This is a genomic window from Vibrio sp. 1562, assembly GCF_033340155.1.
GTDB lineage: Bacteria > Pseudomonadota > Gammaproteobacteria > Enterobacterales > Vibrionaceae > Vibrio > Vibrio alginolyticus.
In genome coordinates, this window is sequence record NZ_JAWOVY010000001.1 from 288,889 (window position 1) to 308,627 (window position 19,739).

A 19,739-nucleotide genomic window follows, 5' to 3' on the forward strand; every position below is an offset into this window, starting at 1 on the left:
AACACAAGGCTTCATCGCGCCCCAATGACTTTCACTGCAAACTGTCTCGTTTGTGGCTAAAGTCTTCAGTTTAGTCAAGCTTATCCGCTTTGCCTGCTGGTCCCGCGAGTTTTGCTAGCCACTTATCCCAGATAAACGGCGTTTTCTCGTTATCTTCTGCTTCCTCTTTTCGACGTACCGCGTTGCGCACTATCATAGCCCCGGTCCAGCGAAGCGGTTCTGGTGGGAAATACCCCAACGGTCCTTTGGCTAAACCACTGTTCGTCCACTCGTTATCGATTCCCAATATCAATGAAGATAAGATCTTTCCGCCCATTCGAGTCTGCGCTACACCATTGCCTGAATAACCAAATCCGTAAAAGATATTGCTCTGTTTATCTAGCTCGCCGAAAAAAGGGAAACCAGTAGCAGAACGATCAGAGCCCCCCGTCCATGAATAAGCAAACTCCTCTCCTCTCAAATGAGGAAACAACTTATCGAACGACTTGCGCAGTAGACCTTGGTAGCGTGTTGGCTTGTTAAACATTGCGTCGACTTGGTTATTGAAAGAAAACTGATTGCCGCCTTTCCCCAACATCAAACGGCCATCTGGCGTATCTCGGTAATAGTGGACGAAGATACGTGAATCCAACACGCTAGAACCTGCCTGCCAACCAGATAGAGGTAGTGCGTCACCAAGGGGCTTGGTGATCACCATGTCGGAAGAGACCACCACGATACTGTTTTTGAACTGTTTAAACTGCTCCACCATCCATGCATTTAATGCCAATACCACCTGCTGCGCTTGAACATTTCCTTTAGGTGTACAGACAGTGGCAGGTTTTCCATAATCTAGACGCGTCATCGGCGTGTTCTCATAAACTTCTACACCCAGATCAATAGCAACACGGCGTAACCCCCTCACTAATAATGCAGGTTGAACGCTGGCTGCAACTGGAGAGTGAAAGCCTTCTATATGTCGAGGTGAACCCGCATTGGCACGCAGTTCCTCCACCGAGCAACGACGCCAACTGTTCACTTCTAATCGCTTTAACTCGTCCACAACTGGCTGCATTCCCCCAGTTTGAGCCTGATTGGTTGCAGTGTAATAAACCCCTTTCAACGATAAGTGCGCATCAATGTTGTGCTGCTGACAAAAGTCGTCAATCTCTAGCACTGCTTGTTCCGACTCTTTTACTAACCAAGCAGCATGTTCTTCACCGAATAACCGTTTCAATGTCGGAAACTTGGTAGACCAAGTCAGCATACAACCGCCGTTTGCGCCCGATGCACCACTGCCACAAAGGCCTTTTTCAATCACGACTACCTTTTTTTCCGGAGATTGCTGCTTAATCATAATCGCGGTCCAAAGTCCGGTGTATCCGCCACCAACAATCGCAACGTCAGTATTAATGTTCTGCTGTAACGGTTGTGGCGTTTCTGGTTGCTCAGCTTCAATTGCCTGCTTGAACCAATATGAATGATGTGTCATCGGGTATCCTCGTTAGTGCGTTACATCCATTTCCGCAAACACTTTACAAACGATGATGACAATCAACGAGCAAGAAAATCTAACGCTGAGCGATAGAAAATGTTGCACTGAGAGTGTGAAATTTTCGCTTTCGACAAAAACAAAATGGGGAGCTCGTGGCTCCCCAAAACAAACAGCAAAAAATATTAGTGGTAAACAATTCAAGTCCGTCTTACTGGTTAGTATTTACCGGTATCACGCATGCGGTACTCGTATTGAACATTGAGAATAGGCTGGTAAACAACTTGCCCGTCACTTTGCAAGAACTCATTTACCATGACTTTTGAGTCAGTGATAGAAAACGATTGGCGATCAACATACGTTGTAAGGCTCGTAAACTCATCACGGAGTTGTCCAGATGATTTATTTTGGTAGCTTTGGATCATGTCTCGGCCCATTTCATAAGCCGCTTGTTTGCTATCCATTACGTCGCCATGGATAGTTTCAGTATCGTTTGTCCACTGATAACCACCAGCAAGAGCCATAGAAGGTGCAGCAATCAGAGCAATCGTACTTGCTAAAGTTGTTAAGCGTTTCATAAACCTCTCCTTACTTACCTTTACATCGGGCCAAAATTGGCTCGATACTTATAAGGTACGTATAAAGACCTAAAACACGTCAAAACAATTTCAAATAATGTTCAATTTTCGTTCAACTTATTTCACATTAACTTAGCAACTCAACGTCATATTCAGCCTACATTCGCATTTTCTTCATTTAGAACAATGGGTTTCAACCTGACACTTCCTTACCAAACCATACAATACCTAAGGTCAATTTTCTCTTAGAATTCCAGCAAAAGAACAGTGTTCAAAACCTTACACAAACGTCGGACACAGCAAAAACCACCTCTTTTCAGTCGTGCTTTGCATTCCTCCTTTTCGGGTTCTTCGCTGCTCGTCCGTCGGTTCTTAATTGTCGCTATTGAGCACAAGTTAATCTGGAGTGAAAATGACCGCGAACAAATCCATTTTTTACCATAGCAAATCGATTTACTCAGATGATTATGCTGATGTCTACAAGCCAATTTGGACCTACAGAGCTAAGTTCATCTTACGTGCGCTTTATTACAAACGTGCGTTTAAGCACCTTTCAGACAATATTGAATCGTCATTGTTAGAGTTGCTTTGTACACGTACGCATCGATTTTTAGAGAAGCCGTTTCGTCCGTATATCATCAAAAACAACTCAGCGTTCGATCGTTCTAACTTGGTGGTTGATCACTATAAAACGATTTCAGAACTGTTTTCTAAACAAACAATCGAAGAAATCTACACAGACTCGAAAGGCCTAACATTAGCCTCTTTTGAAATTGACGAAATCCTGTACTCGGTGAGATTAGTATACGAAGCACGTTATCAAAAAGAAGGCGATATGAGCCTAGTGCTGCACAGCGCTGAAGATGGCAACTTCTACACACTCTCTTTTACGCTCGGTCACATCGAATCTGGACGCAGCATTATGATTGGCGGCTTACAAGGACCGCGAAGCAGTGAAGAAAACAACGCGAAAATTAAAAAGCTAACTCGTAAGCTTTACGGACAGAGACCAAAAAGCTTGATGGTGAGCTTGCTCACTTTGCTCGCACAAATTTGGGAAGTGAACACGATTCTAGCAGTGAAAACGCAGTCCCATACTTACGCAGCTAAGCGCTACAGCAAAGGGCGAATCAAAACAGATTACGATGCACTCTGGCAAGAATTAGGCGGCACCGAATACAATCGTCATTTTTACTCAATTGATGTAAATGCACCCCGTCGAGATATCGAAGGCATGTCGCGCTCTAAGCGTTCGATGTATCGTCGCCGTTATGAATGGCTAGACAACACCAAGATCACTTTCGAACAAATATTAAAAGGCGAGCAAGCTAAAAGCTAAGGAGAAGCGTTCATGCGTTATTCATTCATTACTGCTTTAGTGTTGTCGGCTTTTTCTTTGTCAGCCAATGCAGAAACCAGTGAGCACATCATAGGTACAAACATTGGCTATGGCGATGTGAACTACGATGCTCCGACAAGCAAAGAATCAGGCGACATGTTCTTAGGTGAAATATATTACCGCTACATGCCAACACATAACTTTGGTATCGAAGCAGGTTATAAAGGCGCGTTTGACGGTATCGGCTCGATACTCGTGAGTCCGATTTCAGAAGTCACCGATACGAGCTTCTCCGGACCTCGCTTGAGTGGCTATGCTAGCTATCCTCTGGGTTCAGGTTTCGAACTGTACGGCAAGGCAGGTGTCACTCTCTACACTCTCGAATACACTTATAAAGTGAACGGTCAGAGCAAGAACATCGAACACTCAAGTGTCGGAGGTGAAGCGGCTGGCGGTATCGGCTGGAGCTATAAACACTTTGGTTTGAATGCAGAATATGTGTACTCAAAAAACAGCGATTTTGACTCTAGCGGCGTGATGTTTGGTGCGCAACTGCGTTTTTAAACAAGGCTTACAAGTTAATACAAAAGGCAGCGAGAGGCTCATTCGCTGCCTTTTTTCGTGAATATAGGTCAATACGCAAGCGCGAGAATGATCCCCGCCACGATAGAAGTAACGCCAAGCCCTCGGGTGAGATACCATTTCTCAGACAGAAACCAAATCCCCATAAACAATCCAAACACAATACTGATTTGCCTTAGTGCTACGACCAAACTCACGTTGTCGGTCATGGTCATCGCAAACAGCACCAAGCCGTAGGTGGATGCCATCATTACCCCTGCCATGCTGGCTGTTTTTCGGATATGCCAGGCTGTCTTAATCTCATCTGGCTTGCCCGTAACCAAGCACCACACAAGGGCAGGAATACCAATTGCCCAAAACTGCACGCCCAAATAGAAGATTGCACTGTACTGATCATTCAAGATCTCTGATACTTGTCCTGTGAGTAAACTCAGCGCTTCTTTGTCGACCACAGAGTAACCCGTTGTGCCTATTGCGGCAATCAATGCCCAGAACACACCGACATTCAAATAAGAGCCCAATGTCATTTGACGAAAATTCGTCAGTGGCACCAGCATACAACCAAGGGTAATCAGCAAGAACCCAACCCACTGCTGACTGGATAATTCATGTCCCAATACCACAGTGATTGCGCCGACCATCATCACAGGCAGTGCTCGAGCAATCGGATAAACCACACCCACGTCTGCGTGCTTATAAGCGACAATCAAACCGACCAAATAAACCATTTGTGAAATGCCGCTAATGAACAGCAATCCCCAAAACTCGCTCGGTAATGATGTCCAGCCAATGGTCGCCAAATACCAAATCAAATAAGGGGTAAGAATGGCACAGGCAGAGAAGCTGGCGGCCATGGTAAACGCGAGTCCAGAACCTGAGTTGCTTTTACCAAGGATATTCCACCCCGCATGGAGAACAGCAGAAAAAACGACGAGACCAATCGCCAACAAATCCATTTCAATGTTCCTGTCTGAATAAAATAAAGGCCCCGAGATGGAGCCTTACATAATGAGAAAATCCACTTAACGATTGAGTTCCGCCAGAGATTCAATGCTGATGGCATCGTGTCGCCAATACTCGATATCGCAATCAATTAACTCACCGTGTTGATTGTAGTTGATGCGCTCCACTACCATCGCAGGCGTACCGGCTGTCGCACGCAGTGCCTGAGCCATTTCACCCAACAAAGTGCTGGTTGAAATGCGGTAGCGAATCTTTTGATACGTCACGCCATAATGCTCGCGGTAAATGTCCGTCAGTGAATTTGATAAATCGTAATCCAGCAGGTTCGGAAACAGCTCTGGACGAATGTAGTTTGTTACGAACACCACAGGTCTGTCTTCAAGGTATCGTACACGGTCGACTCGATACACATCCGAGAAAGGCTGCAAGTCCAGCAAACGCGCCGCTTGTTTGTTTGCCAACGTCCCTTTTGCTGCGACCAACTCCGTTTTTGGCACACGATTTTGCGCTTTCGCCATGTTCGGGAAGTTCAGCGTTTGGGTTGGGTCGTAACGCAATGGCTCAGGTGAGATAAACCAACCTCGGCGATCTTCGCGATAGATTCGACCTTCCGCTTCCAGCAGTGATAAAGCTTCACGCAGAGTGACGCGTGTAGTATCGAACGACTCCGCCAACTTACGCTCTGCTGGCAGTTTTTGACGCGGCGATAGCATGCCCGCTTCAATCTGTTCAACAATCGAATCTTTAATTTTTACGTATTGCACGAAGTGTCCTTATCTTTTGCGCCAAGCTTGTGTGCGATTTTCTAACAATTTACCCAAAGTCATCTGAACAATCTTCGCAATTGCGGCAGCCATCATGATCATCACAGCCATTGCCGCAGCAGCGCCAGTTTGACCTGCATCGTCCATATTCAGAATCGAGACCGAAGCCGGAATCGTATCGGTTGAGTAAAGGAATACTACCGCAGAAGTGGTGGTCAATGCATTAACAAACAAGTAAGTCGCAATGTCCAAAATCGCAGGTAAACACACAGGTAATGTCACTTTAAAGAACAACTTGTACTGAGGAAGCTTCACCGATGCCGCCGTGGCTTCAATCTCTGATGGCAACTGCTTTAGCGCTGTCAGGGCGGTCATGTGACCCACTGTGTAGTAATGCACTACCGTGTTAATCACCAAGAATGCCATGGTGCCATAAAGCACGTTCAGAGGATTGTTCGCATCGTTGAAGTAAAAGATGTAACCCAAGCCAAGCACCATACCAGGAACCGCCATTGGCACCACGCTAAGCATTTGCATCACTTGACGAATTGGACCAAACGCACGTCCTTTCTCAATGCAGTAAGCACCGACAAAGATAATGGCTGTACCAATAACTGCCGTCCAACCTGCCAGCGTTAGCGAGTTGAAGAATGGGCTCCAACCGTAAGTGCTCATTTCAGCAAAGTTGTAGTTGTTTAGTGTCAGCGCTTTGTTCCAAGGCCAGAACGTAACTAACGAGCCATACACCGCCATGCCAAGTACTGCCAACACTGCAATAGAAATGATGCTGCAGTAAACCAAACAAATGCTGTCGCGCGCTTTGTTAGGTTCTGGCTGATAAGGCACCGAGCGAGTGTCAAATAAGCTCTTTTGCTTTTTCTGTACCCAGCGGTCTGCTCCAAATGCCATTACCGCAGGGAATAAAAGCATAATGCTGGTCACCGCCCCCATGGCAAAGTTTTGTTGCCCCACGACTTGCTTGAAGATGTCAGTCGCCAGAACGTTGTAGCTGCCACCAATCACTTTCGGCACACCAAAGTCCGTGATAACCAGTGTAAAGACGACGATAAGCGTACTGATCAAACCGTATTTCGCCGCAGGTAGCGTCACCATAAAGAAGGTTTTGATGGGCGATGTTTTAAGTGCGCGGGCAGCTTCATACAAACGGGCATCTGAAGTGCGCAGCGAAGTAGTCAAAATCATCAATGCATGAGGGAAGGTCCAGAAAATCAAACCCATCGAGATACCAATCACGCCGTAAATCGAGTTTCCTAACAACATCTCTTTGGCAATGCCTTGATTACCGAAAAGGAAGATCAAACTGATCGCTGGTAACAGCGAAGGCGCAAGAATTGGCGCAGTACCTAGGATTTGGAACAAACCTTTAAACGGCATGCATGAACGAGTCAGCGCGTAGGCATAGCCAAATGCAAGCACACCGACTAACGAGGTCACTATCACGCCCAAAGTGAAGGTGTTGCCCACCGACACCCACAAGCTTGAAGAGGAAAAGTACGTCGCAAAGTTTGCCAATCCGACAAATTCGCCATTGGCATTTTGCACACTCTTGGTCAACATAGCCCAAAGCGGCATTAAGATGAACAACACCATCATGGTCGACAAGCCAGCGAGCAAACCAAACAACACAAGGTTGTCGCGGCTAACACGTCCGAGTAGGGATTTTGCTTTGTCTTGTGTGGTCAGGCTATTCATCGTCATTGTCTTCGCATCCATGTTTACACCTACGCCGCTAGCGCTTTATCAACCGAGGGCACGGCGTAACCATGCAGCCCTTCTTCAGCAAACTGGATGTAACGTACATCGCCCGCCTTGATATTGAGTTTTTGAACCGTTTCCACAGGCACATCCACGACGATGGTTTTCGTTGCGCTGTCGTTTTGCAATACGCAATCAATGCGGAAAAACGCCCCCAAAAACTCGGTAGCCGTAACTCTCACAGGTAAAGAATTGGTGTAGTTTTCAACGAACTTGATACTTTCAGGACGCACCGCAAGGTCGAAGCGGTCACCGCGTTGGATCTTACGATTAGTCAAGCTTGGCGCTGGCATTAGGGTTTCTGCAATGCGTACTTGGGAGTCCGTTGCGGCTGAGGTTTCAATAAAGTTCATGCTGCCGACAAACTCAGCGACAAAGCGCGTTGCTGGTTGTTGGTAGATTTCTTGAGGTGTGCCAACTTGCTCAATCACGCCATGGTTCATTACCACGATACGATCCGCCATCGACAACGCTTCATCCTGATCGTGCGTAACCATGATGGTGGTGATGCCCAGCTTACGTTGCAGCTTGCAAATCTCATCACGTAAGTGAACACGTACTTTTGCATCCAGCGCTGACAGCGGCTCATCCAATAACAATAAACCCGGAGACAACGCCAATGCACGAGCCAAAGCAACACGCTGTTGTTGACCGCCAGAAAGTTGATTAGGAAATTTCTCGCCAGAGGTTGGAAGACCAATGGTTTCTAGCCAGTAATCCACCTTCTCTAACGCTTCTTTGGTCGACATACCTTGGTTTTTCAAACCCACCGCAATGTTCTCTTGCACAGTTAGGTTCGGAAACAGCGCATAAGATTGGAATACGATGCCGAAATCGCGCTTCTCTGGTGGTAGGAATGTGGTCTCTTGACCGTTTTGAAAAATTGCACCAGACGTTGGCAAGTCTAGGCCTGCAATGGCACGTAATAGAGTGGTTTTACCGCAGCCAGAAGGACCAAGAAAACAAACAAACTCGCCCTTTTCAATCGCTAGCGAGATTTTCTTTAATGCAGTGAACTGTCCGAATTGCTTCACTACATTTTCGATATTTAGGTAATGTTGGTTAGTTGACATAACACACGCTCCAGATGGTATATACCAACTTTAGTTTTGGAGTGTTACGTTCCAATGACAAATTTATAGCCAGAAGATGACAAATAGATGAAGGGAGATGAGAGTGGTAATTAGAGATTCCCGACTTTCTTAAGTCCGTCATTCCAGCGAACCTAGGTGAGACTAGGAATCTACTTGCAGCAAACTCTGAAATAACATAGAAAACAAAAAATCCACCTCAACCGAGGTGGATTTCAGTATTCAACTCAAAGCAAATTCAATTAAGATTTTGGCTCTGATTTCGCGTCAAATTTCTCAGACCATGCCGTTAGAATCTCTGCACGCTTGCTGCCCATTTGCGCAAAGTCCATCTTCGCCATGTTCTCTTGAACATTAGGGAAGTTAGACACAGTAGCTTTCACTTCTTTATGTGCAACCACTGGGTACATTTCTACGTAAAGCTCGTTTGCCGCTTTAGAGATTGACCAGTCGACAACACGTTTCGCTGCATCCGACTCTTTTACTAGACCAACGGCTTCTGATTCCCAACCGATGCCTTTTGGTGTGATCACCGCTAGTGGCGCGCCTTGTGTTTTCAACTTCGCGCCGCGGCTTGCCATCGAGATACCGATAGCCACTTCACCCATACCCGCTTGAACACATGGCTTAGAACCCGAGTGCGTGTAGTGTGCAATGTTCTTGTCTAAGTCACGCATGTAGTTCCATGCCTGATCTTCACCCATGTTTTGTAGCCACGCAGAAACTTGCATGTAGCCAGTGCCCGAAGACGCAGGGTTCGGCATTGCAATGTGACCTTTGTAAACCGGCTTTGTTAGGTCTTCCCAAGAAGTTGGTTTCGGTAGGTTAAGTTGTTTCGCTACCGCTTCGTTGAAACAAACTGCGTTAAAGAACGCATCGTTACCAAACCAAGCTTGGTTTGATTGAGGGTCGTTTAGGTTCGCGTGCAGCTCTTCCAAACCTTTTGGTGTGTAAGGCTTAAGAAGACCTTCATCTTTAAGCAGTGCCATTGACGATCCAGCAAGACCCCAAACCACTTCCGCTTGAGGGTTGTTCTTTTCGGCCAGCAATTTCGCCGTCATGATACCGGTGGAATCGCGAACCCACTTAATCTTGATATCTGGGTTATCTTTCTCAAACGCAGACTTGTATTTAGCAAGAATGTCAGTTTCGAAAGCGGTGTAAACCGTGACTTCCTGTGCTGCCATTGCATTCGTAGCTAGCAGAGAGACAAGTGCAGCCAGCGATCCTTTCATCAAACGGTTTTTCATCATTTTCTCCAGTTAATTTGGCCAAGTTTTAATTTGGTCTGTACCAGTTGACGATATACACCCTACTGAGCCTTTGTGACGAAATCATGACCATTAAATGGCAGTTTTACGAAAATTTGCGATGAATAATCGTTCAATTGATCCGCAATTTTCTGGATATTAAAGTTTTATGAAATTGGACATTCGCCTATTTACTGCCCTTTTCTTCCTCGCTAGAGTTAACTCGAAATTTGGTGTAGACCAATTAGCCTATTCTAATGGAAATCGAGATGAAAAACGAATACCTACTACTGACTCCAGGTCCTCTATCTACTTCTGAAACAGTACGTGAAGCCATGCTAAAAGACTGGTGTACTTGGGATGATGAATACAACAAAGACATTGTAGAAGTGATCCGCACTAAGCTTGTAAAACTGGCGACGGAGCAAGACAGCTACACCAGCGTACTAATGCAAGGTAGCGGCACCGCATCAGTAGAAGCAACGATTGGCAGTGCCATTGGCAAAGATGGAAAATTGTTGGTTGTCGACAACGGTGCTTACGGTGCGCGTATCGCTCAGATCGCTGAATACCTAAATATTCCATGCCATGTAGTTTCCCCAGGCGAAACATCACAGCCACACTTGAACGAGGTGGAAACTGCATTGGCATCGGATCCTGCGATCACACACGTGGCAATTGTTCACTGTGAGACAACCACTGGCATGCTGAACCCAATTGAGGCGTTTGCTTCTGCGGCAAAAGCACACGGTAAAGTGGTGATTCTCGATGCCATGTCGAGCTTTGGTGGCATTCCTATCGATATTGCAGAATTAGGCATCGATTTTATGATCAGCTCTGCAAACAAATGTATTCAAGGCGTGCCGGGTTTTGGCTTTGTGATTGCAAAACAAACTGAGCTAGAAAAGTGCCAAGGTCAGGCACGTTCTTTGAGCCTTGACCTTTACGACCAGTGGCACTGCATGGAAGTGAATCACGGCAAATGGCGTTTCACGTCTCCAACGCACACGGTTCGCGCTTTCTATCAAGCATTGTTAGAGCTGGAACAAGAAGGCGGTATTGAGGCTCGTCATCACCGTTACCAAACTAACCAGAAAACACTGGTTGCAGGTATGCGTTCTTTGGGGTTTGAACCGCTACTGAGTGACGATCTTCACTCGCCAATCATCACTTCTTTCTACTCTCCGACGCACAGTGATTACCAGTTCAAAACGTTCTACACACGTTTAAAAGAGCAAGGTTTTGTGATTTATCCGGGTAAGGTATCGAACGCAGATTGCTTCCGTATCGGCAACATTGGCGAAGTTTACCCAGCTGATATCGAGCGCTTAATCGGTGCAATTGAAAAAGCAATGTACTGGCAAGTTGCGTAAAGCAGCCTTCTGATTGAGAGAGCGTTATGACTCAGAATATCAAACCGACCCATTTCCGCAGCGAAGGCGATGTCAACACGACACCAGCGCGCCAAGCTTGGAACGCATCGATGGACGACGAGCGCACGCAAGCATTACTGAAGCGTGATTCGGAGGTCTTTCTTCATCAAGCCATGTCAACGCCTTGCTTAGATACATTGGAAGCGGCAGAAGGCATCTATATCCAAGATGCTACCGGCAAAAAGTACATGGATTTCCATGGTAATAACGTCCACCAGTTGGGCTATGGTCATCCGCATGTGATTAAACGTGTGCAAGAGCAAATTGCCAAACTGCCGTTTTCACCGCGTCGTTTTACCAACGAGACCGCGATTGAATGTGCCGAAAAACTCACCCAAATCTGTGGCGGCGAATTGAATCGCGTGCTGTTTGCTCCGGGTGGCACATCTGCGGTTGGCATGGCACTTAAACTAGCGCGCCACATCACGGGCAACTACAAGGTGGTGTCTCTGTGGGATTCCTTCCACGGCGCATCGTTGGATGCCATCTCAGTAGGTGGCGAAGCGTGTTTCCGCCAAGGCATGGGACCATTAATGGCAGGTGTTGAACGCATTCCACCAGCCGTGTCTTACCGAGGCGCTTTCCCAGTAGAGGACGGCAGCGACGTGCATTACGCCGATTACCTCGAATACGTGATTGAGAAAGAAGGCGGCGTGGGCGCATTTATCGCAGAAGCGGTTCGCAACACGGATGTTCAAGTGCCGAGTAAAGCCTACTGGAAACGCATCCGTGAAATCTGTGACAAACACAATGTCATGCTGATCATCGACGACATCCCTAACGGCATGGGTCGCAGCGGTGAATGGTTTACATACCAAGCCTACGACATCGAGCCAGATATGCTCTGCATCGGTAAAGGCTTGGGTGGTGGCTTAGTGCCTATCGCAGCCATGGTGACCAAAGACAAATACAACACTGCTGAGCAGATCTCCATGGGCCATTACACTCATGAGAAAAGCCCTATCGGTTGTGCAGCGGCACTGGCAACCATGGAAGCTATTGAGCAAGACGGTTTGCTAGATAAAGCCAAAGCCGACAGCCAGTTCATGCGTGAAAAGTTGCTAGAGATGAAAGCCAAGTACCCAGTGATTGGCGATGTTCGTGGCATCGGCATGTTATGGGGCATTGAACTGGTCACTGACCACGAAAGCAAAGCACGCGCGTATGACGAAGCGGAAGCTGTGCTGTACCAATGCCTCAACAACGGAGTGAGCTTCAAGGTATCGCAAGGTAACGTGATTCAGCTCAGCCCACCGCTGATCATTACTCGCGAACAACTAACCGAAGCGTTGGCGATATTCGAAGAAGCCATCGCCAAAGTATGCAAAGACTTTAACTACTTCTAACCTCAACAAAAACCAATTTATCCTGAGCGCAGTTCCAACGTGTAGGCAGCGCTCTGGCAAGCAAGAAAAAGGATTGAACATGAGCAACTCACCAATTCAAGCAGTGATCTTTGACTGGGCTGGCACTATCGTCGATTTCGGCTCTTTTGCGCCAACCAGTATCTTTGTGGAAGCGTTCAAACAAGGTTTTGATTTTGAAATCGACCTTAAAGAAGCACGTGAACCAATGGGGCTTGGTAAGTGGGATCACATCCAAGCTGTGGGTCGTATTCCTGCTGTTGATAAGCGTTGGAATAAGAAGTTTGGTCGCTCAATGACCAGCGAAGACATCGACGCTATCTACGCAGCATTCATGCCTCTGCAAAAAGCAAAAGTGGCTGACCACGCAGACCCCATCCTTAATGCGATTAAAGTTGTGAACGGTCTGAAAGACAAAAGCATCAAGATCGGTTCTTGTTCTGGTTACCCTCGTGAAGTGATGGACGTATTGATTCCAGTGGCGGCGGATTACGGCTACAAACCGGATTACGTAGTAGCAACAGATGACCTGCCTCAAGGTGGTCGCCCAGCACCATTTATGGCACTGAAAAACGTGATTGAGCTGAATGTAACCGACGTTAAAGCGTGTATCAAAGTGGATGACGCAGCACCGGGCATTGATGAAGGTCACAACGCCGGTATGTGGACCGTTGGCTTGCTGCTTTCTGGTAACGAAGCAGGTCTGACGTTTGAAGAATACCAAGCTGCGGACGAAGCAACGCTTAATGCCGCTCGTGAAAAAGCGCGTGCAAAATTGCTCAAGAGCTCGCCGCACTACCTCATCGACACCATTGCTGACTTCCCAGAAGTGGTTGCAGATATCGAACGTCGCCTAGCAGCAGGTGAGCGTCCGTAGTCGAGAATCACTGTTCTCACGTATAAAAAAACCTCTCAGCATTGAGAGGTTTTTTGTATCGCGTTTTAGTATCTAACCAAATCAAATTAGTTGATCGCAGTGCTCGCTCGGCGTTTTAGCTTAAAGCCCATATCCGTTGCATGCTCTACAGGCTCACCTTTAATGGCTTGCAGTAACTTGTCTGCAGCTTTCGTCCCCATGCGTTCGTAGTCGAATTCCGCACAGGTCAAACTTGGATAGGCGTGCTCACCCATGGAAGAACCTTCCAAACAGATAATCGCAATGTCGGTCGGGACTTTCAGCACTCGGCGGTGACACTCAAACAACGCGCCAATCGCAATCTCTTCATGGCTACATACCAAAGCATTCAAACTTGAATCGCGCAGCAATAGCTTTGCCAACCCTTCCGCACCCAATTGTGAAGATGGTGCTTCGTGCGTGGTTAAGAAATGATCCGGCGCAAGATAGTTCTCAATCATCGCGCTTTGCCAGCCGTGTAGCTTACGTTGCAAAGTGGAGTGATCGCCACGCGCACCAATGAAGCCCACGTTCTTGAAGCCTTGTTCAATCACATGCTTGGTACAGGCTTTACCCACCTCAAAATGGTCAACGCCGATATTGAGATAACTGGCTTTCGAACTTAACTCTGCAATTTCCAATACTGGCGTGTTCGAGGCTTCCAAAAGCTGATTGATTCGCTGGCTGTGTTCATTACCAAACAACACCACTCCCGCTGGGCGGCTCTCAAGAAATGTCGAAAGCAGTTTCTCTTCTTGCTCTACCGAGTAATCACTGTAGCCAAGCAGCAACTGATAACCCGCTTTGTTCAACGCTTGTTGAAAGCTCGGTAAGAAAAGCGCGCACGCTTTTTCAAACAGGGAAGGAATGATAAGAGCGATGGAGTAACTTTCAGCAGACGCCAAAGCCCCTGCCGCTTTATTCGGGATATAGCCGAGCTCATCAACCACTTGTTGAATCTTTTCTCTCAGCTTGTCAGATACTAGCTCGGGCGTTCGTAATGCTCGCGACACCGTCATGGTGCCTACGCCGGCTTTTTTAGCGACGTCCGCCAAGGTGACATTGCCAGTACTTCTTCGTTTGCGAGGTTCGCTCATTGTTCTTATTTAGTGTTCTCTATTTTCTGCCGCGACATCTTACCACAGCGTTTTAGTGGTTTTGATATTAGCGCATTAGAAGTCGATCACAAGCATATGAAACTCGGATGACTGATAAAAATGGTAGCGCTATCACAATTTATGATAGCGCTATCAGATAGCGCTACCATTTGTGATCATTCTCAGGTTTTTCTGACAAATTGATCGATAAAGTACCCATCAACAAAACAACAAACCGGAAAGATCCAATGCTACGTGAACTGATTACCTCTGATGTGATTCGCATCCATTCTGATGCTACTGACTGGAAAGATGCGGTGAGCAAATCCTGTGAAGCACTGATTGAAAATGGCGCGATTGAGCCAAGCTACGTGGACGCTATTTACCGCTCACACGAAGAGCTCGGTCCTTACTACGTGGTAGGTCCTGGTATGGCAATGCCACACGCTCGCCCTGAAGATGGCGTTAACCGTTTGTCTCTTGCCATCACAGTGATTCAAAACGGCGTGAACTTCGATTCTGAAGGTAACGACCCAGTAAAAATGCTGGTTACGCTAGCCGCGACAGACAGTAACTCGCACGTGGATGCGATTTCTAAACTGGCTGAGTTGTTTATGAATGAAGAGCATGTAGAAGCCATCTGCACCGCTCAAAACACACAAGATGTTCTCGCGATCATCGAAAAATACTAACTCCTGATGTGCCCTTAAAAAATGGGCATACACCCCTATAAAAAGAAAAGGTCTGAATTATGAAAATTATGGTTGTTTGCGGTCACGGTCTTGGTACTAGCCTAATGATGGAAATGAGCATCAAAGGCATCGTGAAAGAATTGAATGTAAACGCAGAAGTGGATCATATCGATCTAGGCTCTGCAAAAGGTACGGATTGTGACATCTTCATCGGTACTAACGACATCGTTGAACAGTTGAACGCACTTGGCGTTGAACCTCGCATCGTTGCGCTTGATAACATGGTCGACAAAGTGGCAATGAAAGAGCGTCTATCTGTGGCACTTCAAGAGCTTGGCGCTCTATAAGGTGACGTTATGGAATTTTTCAGTTTCTTAATGAACGATGTCCTATCAGAGCCGGCGGTTCTGGTAGGTCTCATCGCCCTAATCGGCTTAATTGCCCAGAAAAAACCGGTCACCGAGTGCATTAAAGGCACGGTAAAAACCATTCTTGGTTTCATCGTGCTTGGCGCGGGTGCGGGTCTGGTTGTGACTTCTCTGGGTGACTTTGCGACGATTTTCCAACACGCGTTCGGCATCACAGGCGTGGTTCCAAACAACGAAGCTATCGTCTCTATCGCACAAGAAGCGTTTGGTAAAGAGATGGCGATGATCATGTTCTTCGGTATGTTAGTGAACATCTTGATCGCTCGCTTCACGCCATGGAAATTCATCTTCCTAACGGGTCACCACACGTTATTTATGTCGATGATGGTAGCGGCGATCCTTGCTTCTAGCGGCATGAAAGGTGTTCCACTGATCGCACTTGGCTCTCTGGTTGTGGGCTCTGTGATGGTGTTCTTCCCTGCGATTGCTCACAAGTACATGAAGCAAGTAACAGGTTCTGACGACGTTGCGATTGGTCACTTCTCTACCCTTTCTTACGTACTAGCGGGCTTTATTGGCAGCAAGTTCGGTAACAAAGAACACTCTACTGAAGAGATGAACGTACCTAAGAGCTTGTTGTTCCTACGTGATACGCCTGTAGCAATCTCGTTCACCATGGGCATCATCTTTATGGTGACGTGTATCTTTGCTGGCGGTGACTTTGTACGCGAAGTTAGCGGTGGTAAGCACTGGTTCATGTTCGCGCTGATGCAATCCATCACATTCGCCGGTGGTGTGTACGTTATCCTTCAAGGTGTACGTATGGTTATCGCAGAAATCGTTCCGGCGTTTAAAGGCATCTCAGACAAACTAGTACCAAACGCGAAACCTGCGCTTGATTGTCCGGTTGTATTCCCATACGCACCAAACGCAGTATTGGTTGGCTTCCTATCGAGCTTTGCGGCGGGTCTTTTGGGTATGTTCCTACTTTACGTGATGGGGCTTACTGTGATTATCCCTGGTGTCGTTCCACACTTCTTTGTAGGTGCAGCGGCAGGTGTATTTGGTAACGCTACAGGTGGTCGTCGCGGTGCAATCTTGGGTGCTTTTGCACAAGGTCTACTGATTACCTTCCTACCAGTATTCCTAATGCCAGTACTGGGTGACCTAGGCTTTGCTAACACGACCTTTAGTGACGCAGACTTCGGCGCTGTTGGTATCCTACTGGGTCTGATTGTTCGCTAAGTAGTTAGTCTGAATATAACTAGCTGATAACTGACTTGATTGATGCGCGAATAGGCTCATCGGCATCAATCTTCAAGAATATCTCGTCATAGCAAACGACTGGCTTTAGAAGAAACCAGTCATAAAAAATAATCATAGAAAACAATCGTAGAAAGAAAACAAACGCCCCTAACGTGAGGGGCGTTTTCTTTTTGGCACTATCTTAAGGAGGTTTGGCTTATTGAAGCGTATTTCCGTTAGATAGCAGCTTTCTTGTCGGCTCTTGCTCAGTGTATTCGACCGCATCGTGATCCGCGAGCTTATCGACTTCCGCCTGTTCACCCACCACAATCAACACATGTTGTTTCACCAGAGCATCGACCACTTCAATGTTGTGCTGACGAAGAAGCGCTCTCACTTCGCTCTCTTTTCCTTCATGATACTTAACAAAGTAACGTGCAGGTTGCTGCTCGGCTTGATCTTGGCGTTCATCCACGAGAGGAAATCCTTGATTGTTTGCCAAGCTGCTTGAGCTCAGTCCGATTGCCAATAGTGCGGTAGCGCCTACCGCAGACAAAGAAAGTAAGGTCAACTTCTTCATAGCCACTCCTTATTGAAAGGTCAGAGTCCAACTGTTGATGGTGCCTGTGTCTCTTCTGGCACTGTCCACCGCTTTTAGTTCCCATGTACCTTGCGATTCAAAACCAGAAAAATCCGCTTGGAACGTGTTTTTTATATCGTTAGCGCTGCCGCCAGTATTATTGTGAAGTACAACTTCTCCACCAGTCGGTGACGTTAAAGTCACTCGTAGATCACCGATGTAAGTGTGGCTAATATCAACGTCAATACTTACTGTGCCTGAATCACCAGAGCGATCGACTTCTACTGCACTGATTGCGCCAGAAGATTTATTATCTGGAATCGCAACAGGGCTGGTATTTGAGAAGCTAGAGTCCGAAGAGCTACCACCATCAGGTCCATTACAGCCAGCGTCCAAGAACAGCTTCGCCGCTTCAGCATTAACTAGGCCGTGGCCAGTACGGTTGTCTCGACCAGCAACATCAATATCTGTTGCAGTTTTCACTAGGGCATTACGTACTTGCGCTGCGGTACAGGTTGGGTGGTAACTCCACACCAAGCCAGCTACGCCCGTTACGTGCGGTGTCGCCATTGATGTACCATTGTAGTACTCGTAATCTTCACCAGAGGTTGTTGCAACAGTAATTTCCTGACCAACATACCCCAACAGCTCTTGACCAAATGCACGATCAACCGTTACCGAAACCATACGATAAGCGTTGTTTGTGTCTACCAAGAAAGGGTTTTGTAAACCAGGTAGTTCAGAGTTGCTGTATACGATTGCAGCTCGCGCACCCGCATTGTAACAAGCCTGAACCGCATCTACTTCAGGGTAGTTTCCTGAAGACTGGTTGCCGATACGCTCAGTCAAACAAATTTTGCCCGACATATCACCACAGTTAAAGTTACCGCCAGAGACATCACAGCTATCTAGCGTTGCCGTTACTGAACCCGCGATTGGATCCGGAACATACGAAGAACCGTTATTGATCAAACGATTGTGAGGAACAATCCCACGATCAAACTGACTGACACCATTCAAGGTAATATCAGAAAGTTTACCTTCACCTACCGTAACCGTTGATAAGATCGCCACACCCGGGCCTGAGATCTCAACTTGATTAGTAGATTGTGAGAACGCTGCATGATCATTTTGATTATCAACAGCCGCAACAGACATCACTGAGTCATAAGAAGCTGGATAGCTGTGCGCTGTATTGCCATCATTACCCGCAGCGGCGATCAATAGAACGCCTTGATCGTAAATATTTTGCAGTGCATTTTGCTCAGTTCGGCTTGATTGACTACCACCAAGGCTCATGTTCACAACGTTAGCACCATTATCGGCACAGGTCTGGATAGCTTTAACAAGCCCAGATGAGTAACCCCAACCCGATTCGTTAAATACTTTCACGATGTGCAAATTAACATTCTGGTTTGGCATCACACCCTTTACACCTTCGGTGTTGGCAATCGCAGCAATCGTACCCGCGACGTGAGTACCGTGGGCATTGTTGTTACCCGGATCACTCCATGATCCCGTACCACTATCGTTAGTACCAGCAACGCGGTTACCGCTTAGGTCGTTGTGCGAAATGTCGTACCCTGAATCGATAATACATACAGTGCGATTACCCGCATTGAAGTCAGCTAGCAGTTGAGCATTAACCGCTTCATATCCCCATGGGGTCGTTTCGCTGAGCAAATAGCGAGGTGGATCGACTTCCACGTATTCCACATCACTACGATTGCGAAGCGGCTCTAAGTCATCGCCATCCAATTCAACGCTGTAAATGGCGCGATTGCCTAGTTTTTCCACCTTACGTGCCTTCACCTGTTCTAGAACAGACTCCTGCGCGATTCGTGGCCCCCAGAATGAGTTACCACCCATTGAAGAACGGCTGACTGCATCTTCTTTGAATTTGACGATGTACTTCGTCGGTAACTTAGATTCATCAAATCCCATTGGTGGAGCCGCAAACGCTGACATCGAAGTGGTCAGTGCTATTGCTACGGCAGACAACGAAAATAAGCCTTGTTTTTTACTTGTTGTGTAGTGCATTTGCCCTATTCCTTACTTGAGCTAATTTTTATTCACTATATTCTCATGAAAAGTCATCATCATGATGTTTGCATGAGAGCTTCAGCTATAGTTTACAGAGCAAAAATGCCAAACAATTTGTTTCATGAATATACAAATTTGTACAAAAGATCATTCAATAAACACTTTAAGTTAACATTAAAAATCACCGACAAAACCTTATAAAGCAATT

General features: G+C 46.7%; 18 protein-coding genes. 8 read left to right on the forward strand and 10 right to left on the reverse strand.

Annotation, left to right across the window (positions count from 1 at the left end; all coding sequences use genetic code 11):
- Window positions 1-70 precede the first annotated feature (70 nt).
- Together R7Z49_RS01370 and R7Z49_RS01375 are read right to left on the reverse strand one after the other, a co-directional pair.
- Window positions 71-1,471, reverse strand: a complete 1,401-nt coding sequence (locus R7Z49_RS01370) for an FAD-dependent oxidoreductase (protein WP_042523350.1) — start codon at window positions 1,469-1,471, stop codon at window positions 71-73.
- Window positions 1,472-1,689: 218 nt separating this feature from the next.
- Complete coding sequence (locus R7Z49_RS01375; RefSeq protein ID WP_017819758.1) at window positions 1,690-2,049, reverse strand: DUF3316 domain-containing protein; 360 nt, start codon at window positions 2,047-2,049, stop codon at window positions 1,690-1,692.
- A gap of 412 nt (window positions 2,050-2,461) precedes the next feature.
- Here R7Z49_RS01375 and R7Z49_RS01380 point away from each other — a divergent pair, with 412 nt between their 5' ends.
- Complete coding sequence (locus tag R7Z49_RS01380) at window positions 2,462-3,388, forward strand: VirK/YbjX family protein (RefSeq protein ID WP_005384371.1); 927 nt, start codon at window positions 2,462-2,464, stop codon at window positions 3,386-3,388.
- A 12-nt stretch (window positions 3,389-3,400) separates the two neighbouring features.
- Window positions 3,401-3,952, forward strand: coding sequence for an outer membrane beta-barrel protein (locus tag R7Z49_RS01385; protein ID WP_005374044.1), 552 nt, complete (start codon window positions 3,401-3,403; stop codon window positions 3,950-3,952).
- Between the two features lie 68 nt (window positions 3,953-4,020).
- Here R7Z49_RS01385 and R7Z49_RS01390 read toward each other — a convergent pair whose 3' ends face one another.
- From R7Z49_RS01390 to R7Z49_RS01410, 5 genes are all read right to left on the reverse strand, one after another.
- Window positions 4,021-4,926, reverse strand: coding sequence for an EamA family transporter (locus tag R7Z49_RS01390; RefSeq protein WP_186585504.1), 906 nt, complete (start codon window positions 4,924-4,926; stop codon window positions 4,021-4,023).
- 66 nt (window positions 4,927-4,992) lie between these two features.
- Window positions 4,993-5,697: a phosphonate utilization transcriptional regulator PhnR gene (gene phnR, locus R7Z49_RS01395; RefSeq protein WP_005374048.1), complete on the reverse strand. Its 705-nt coding sequence runs from the start codon at window positions 5,695-5,697 to the stop codon at window positions 4,993-4,995.
- 9 nt (window positions 5,698-5,706) lie between these two features.
- Window positions 5,707-7,431 (reverse strand): putative 2-aminoethylphosphonate ABC transporter permease subunit, encoded by a 1,725-nt coding sequence (locus R7Z49_RS01400; RefSeq protein ID WP_213986350.1) that lies wholly within the window; start codon window positions 7,429-7,431, stop codon window positions 5,707-5,709.
- An 8-nt stretch (window positions 7,432-7,439) separates the two neighbouring features.
- Window positions 7,440-8,546: a putative 2-aminoethylphosphonate ABC transporter ATP-binding protein gene (locus R7Z49_RS01405; protein WP_186585507.1), complete on the reverse strand. Its 1,107-nt coding sequence runs from the start codon at window positions 8,544-8,546 to the stop codon at window positions 7,440-7,442.
- A 260-nt stretch (window positions 8,547-8,806) separates the two neighbouring features.
- A complete protein-coding gene (locus tag R7Z49_RS01410) occupies window positions 8,807-9,817 on the reverse strand; it encodes a putative 2-aminoethylphosphonate ABC transporter substrate-binding protein (RefSeq protein ID WP_171342663.1) in 1,011 nt (336 codons plus the stop codon).
- Between the two features lie 266 nt (window positions 9,818-10,083).
- On the opposite strand from R7Z49_RS01410, the gene phnW reads away from it, so the two are divergent.
- From phnW to phnX, 3 genes are all read left to right on the forward strand, one after another.
- On the forward strand, window positions 10,084-11,187 hold the full coding sequence (gene phnW / locus R7Z49_RS01415) for a 2-aminoethylphosphonate--pyruvate transaminase (RefSeq protein WP_186585508.1): 1,104 nt from the start codon (window positions 10,084-10,086) through the stop codon (window positions 11,185-11,187).
- A 26-nt stretch (window positions 11,188-11,213) separates the two neighbouring features.
- Window positions 11,214-12,593, forward strand: a complete 1,380-nt coding sequence (locus R7Z49_RS01420; protein ID WP_186585509.1) for an aspartate aminotransferase family protein — start codon at window positions 11,214-11,216, stop codon at window positions 12,591-12,593.
- A 79-nt stretch (window positions 12,594-12,672) separates the two neighbouring features.
- Window positions 12,673-13,488, forward strand: a complete 816-nt coding sequence (gene phnX / locus R7Z49_RS01425) for a phosphonoacetaldehyde hydrolase (protein WP_186585510.1) — start codon at window positions 12,673-12,675, stop codon at window positions 13,486-13,488.
- An 86-nt stretch (window positions 13,489-13,574) separates the two neighbouring features.
- On the opposite strand, the gene R7Z49_RS01430 is transcribed toward phnX, so the two are convergent.
- A complete protein-coding gene (locus tag R7Z49_RS01430) occupies window positions 13,575-14,603 on the reverse strand; it encodes a LacI family DNA-binding transcriptional regulator (RefSeq protein ID WP_318111236.1) in 1,029 nt (342 codons plus the stop codon).
- A gap of 248 nt (window positions 14,604-14,851) precedes the next feature.
- On the opposite strand from R7Z49_RS01430, the gene R7Z49_RS01435 reads away from it, so the two are divergent.
- The 3 genes from R7Z49_RS01435 to R7Z49_RS01445 are packed head-to-tail and all read left to right on the forward strand — an operon-like array spanning window position 14,852 to window position 16,908.
- Window positions 14,852-15,295: a PTS sugar transporter subunit IIA gene (locus tag R7Z49_RS01435; protein ID WP_005384357.1), complete on the forward strand. Its 444-nt coding sequence runs from the start codon at window positions 14,852-14,854 to the stop codon at window positions 15,293-15,295.
- 59 nt (window positions 15,296-15,354) lie between these two features.
- On the forward strand, window positions 15,355-15,642 hold the full coding sequence (locus R7Z49_RS01440; RefSeq protein WP_005374080.1) for a PTS sugar transporter subunit IIB: 288 nt from the start codon (window positions 15,355-15,357) through the stop codon (window positions 15,640-15,642).
- 9 nt (window positions 15,643-15,651) lie between these two features.
- Window positions 15,652-16,908: a PTS ascorbate transporter subunit IIC gene (locus R7Z49_RS01445; RefSeq protein ID WP_005384349.1), complete on the forward strand. Its 1,257-nt coding sequence runs from the start codon at window positions 15,652-15,654 to the stop codon at window positions 16,906-16,908.
- 217 nt (window positions 16,909-17,125) lie between these two features.
- Here the strand turns inward: R7Z49_RS01445 and R7Z49_RS01450 are convergent, their stop codons facing one another.
- Together R7Z49_RS01450 and R7Z49_RS01455 are read right to left on the reverse strand one after the other, a co-directional pair.
- Window positions 17,126-17,488 (reverse strand): hypothetical protein, encoded by a 363-nt coding sequence (locus tag R7Z49_RS01450; protein WP_005384348.1) that lies wholly within the window; start codon window positions 17,486-17,488, stop codon window positions 17,126-17,128.
- A gap of 9 nt (window positions 17,489-17,497) precedes the next feature.
- A complete protein-coding gene (locus R7Z49_RS01455; RefSeq protein ID WP_025768035.1) occupies window positions 17,498-19,528 on the reverse strand; it encodes a S8 family serine peptidase in 2,031 nt (676 codons plus the stop codon).
- Window positions 19,529-19,739: the final 211 nt, after the last annotated feature.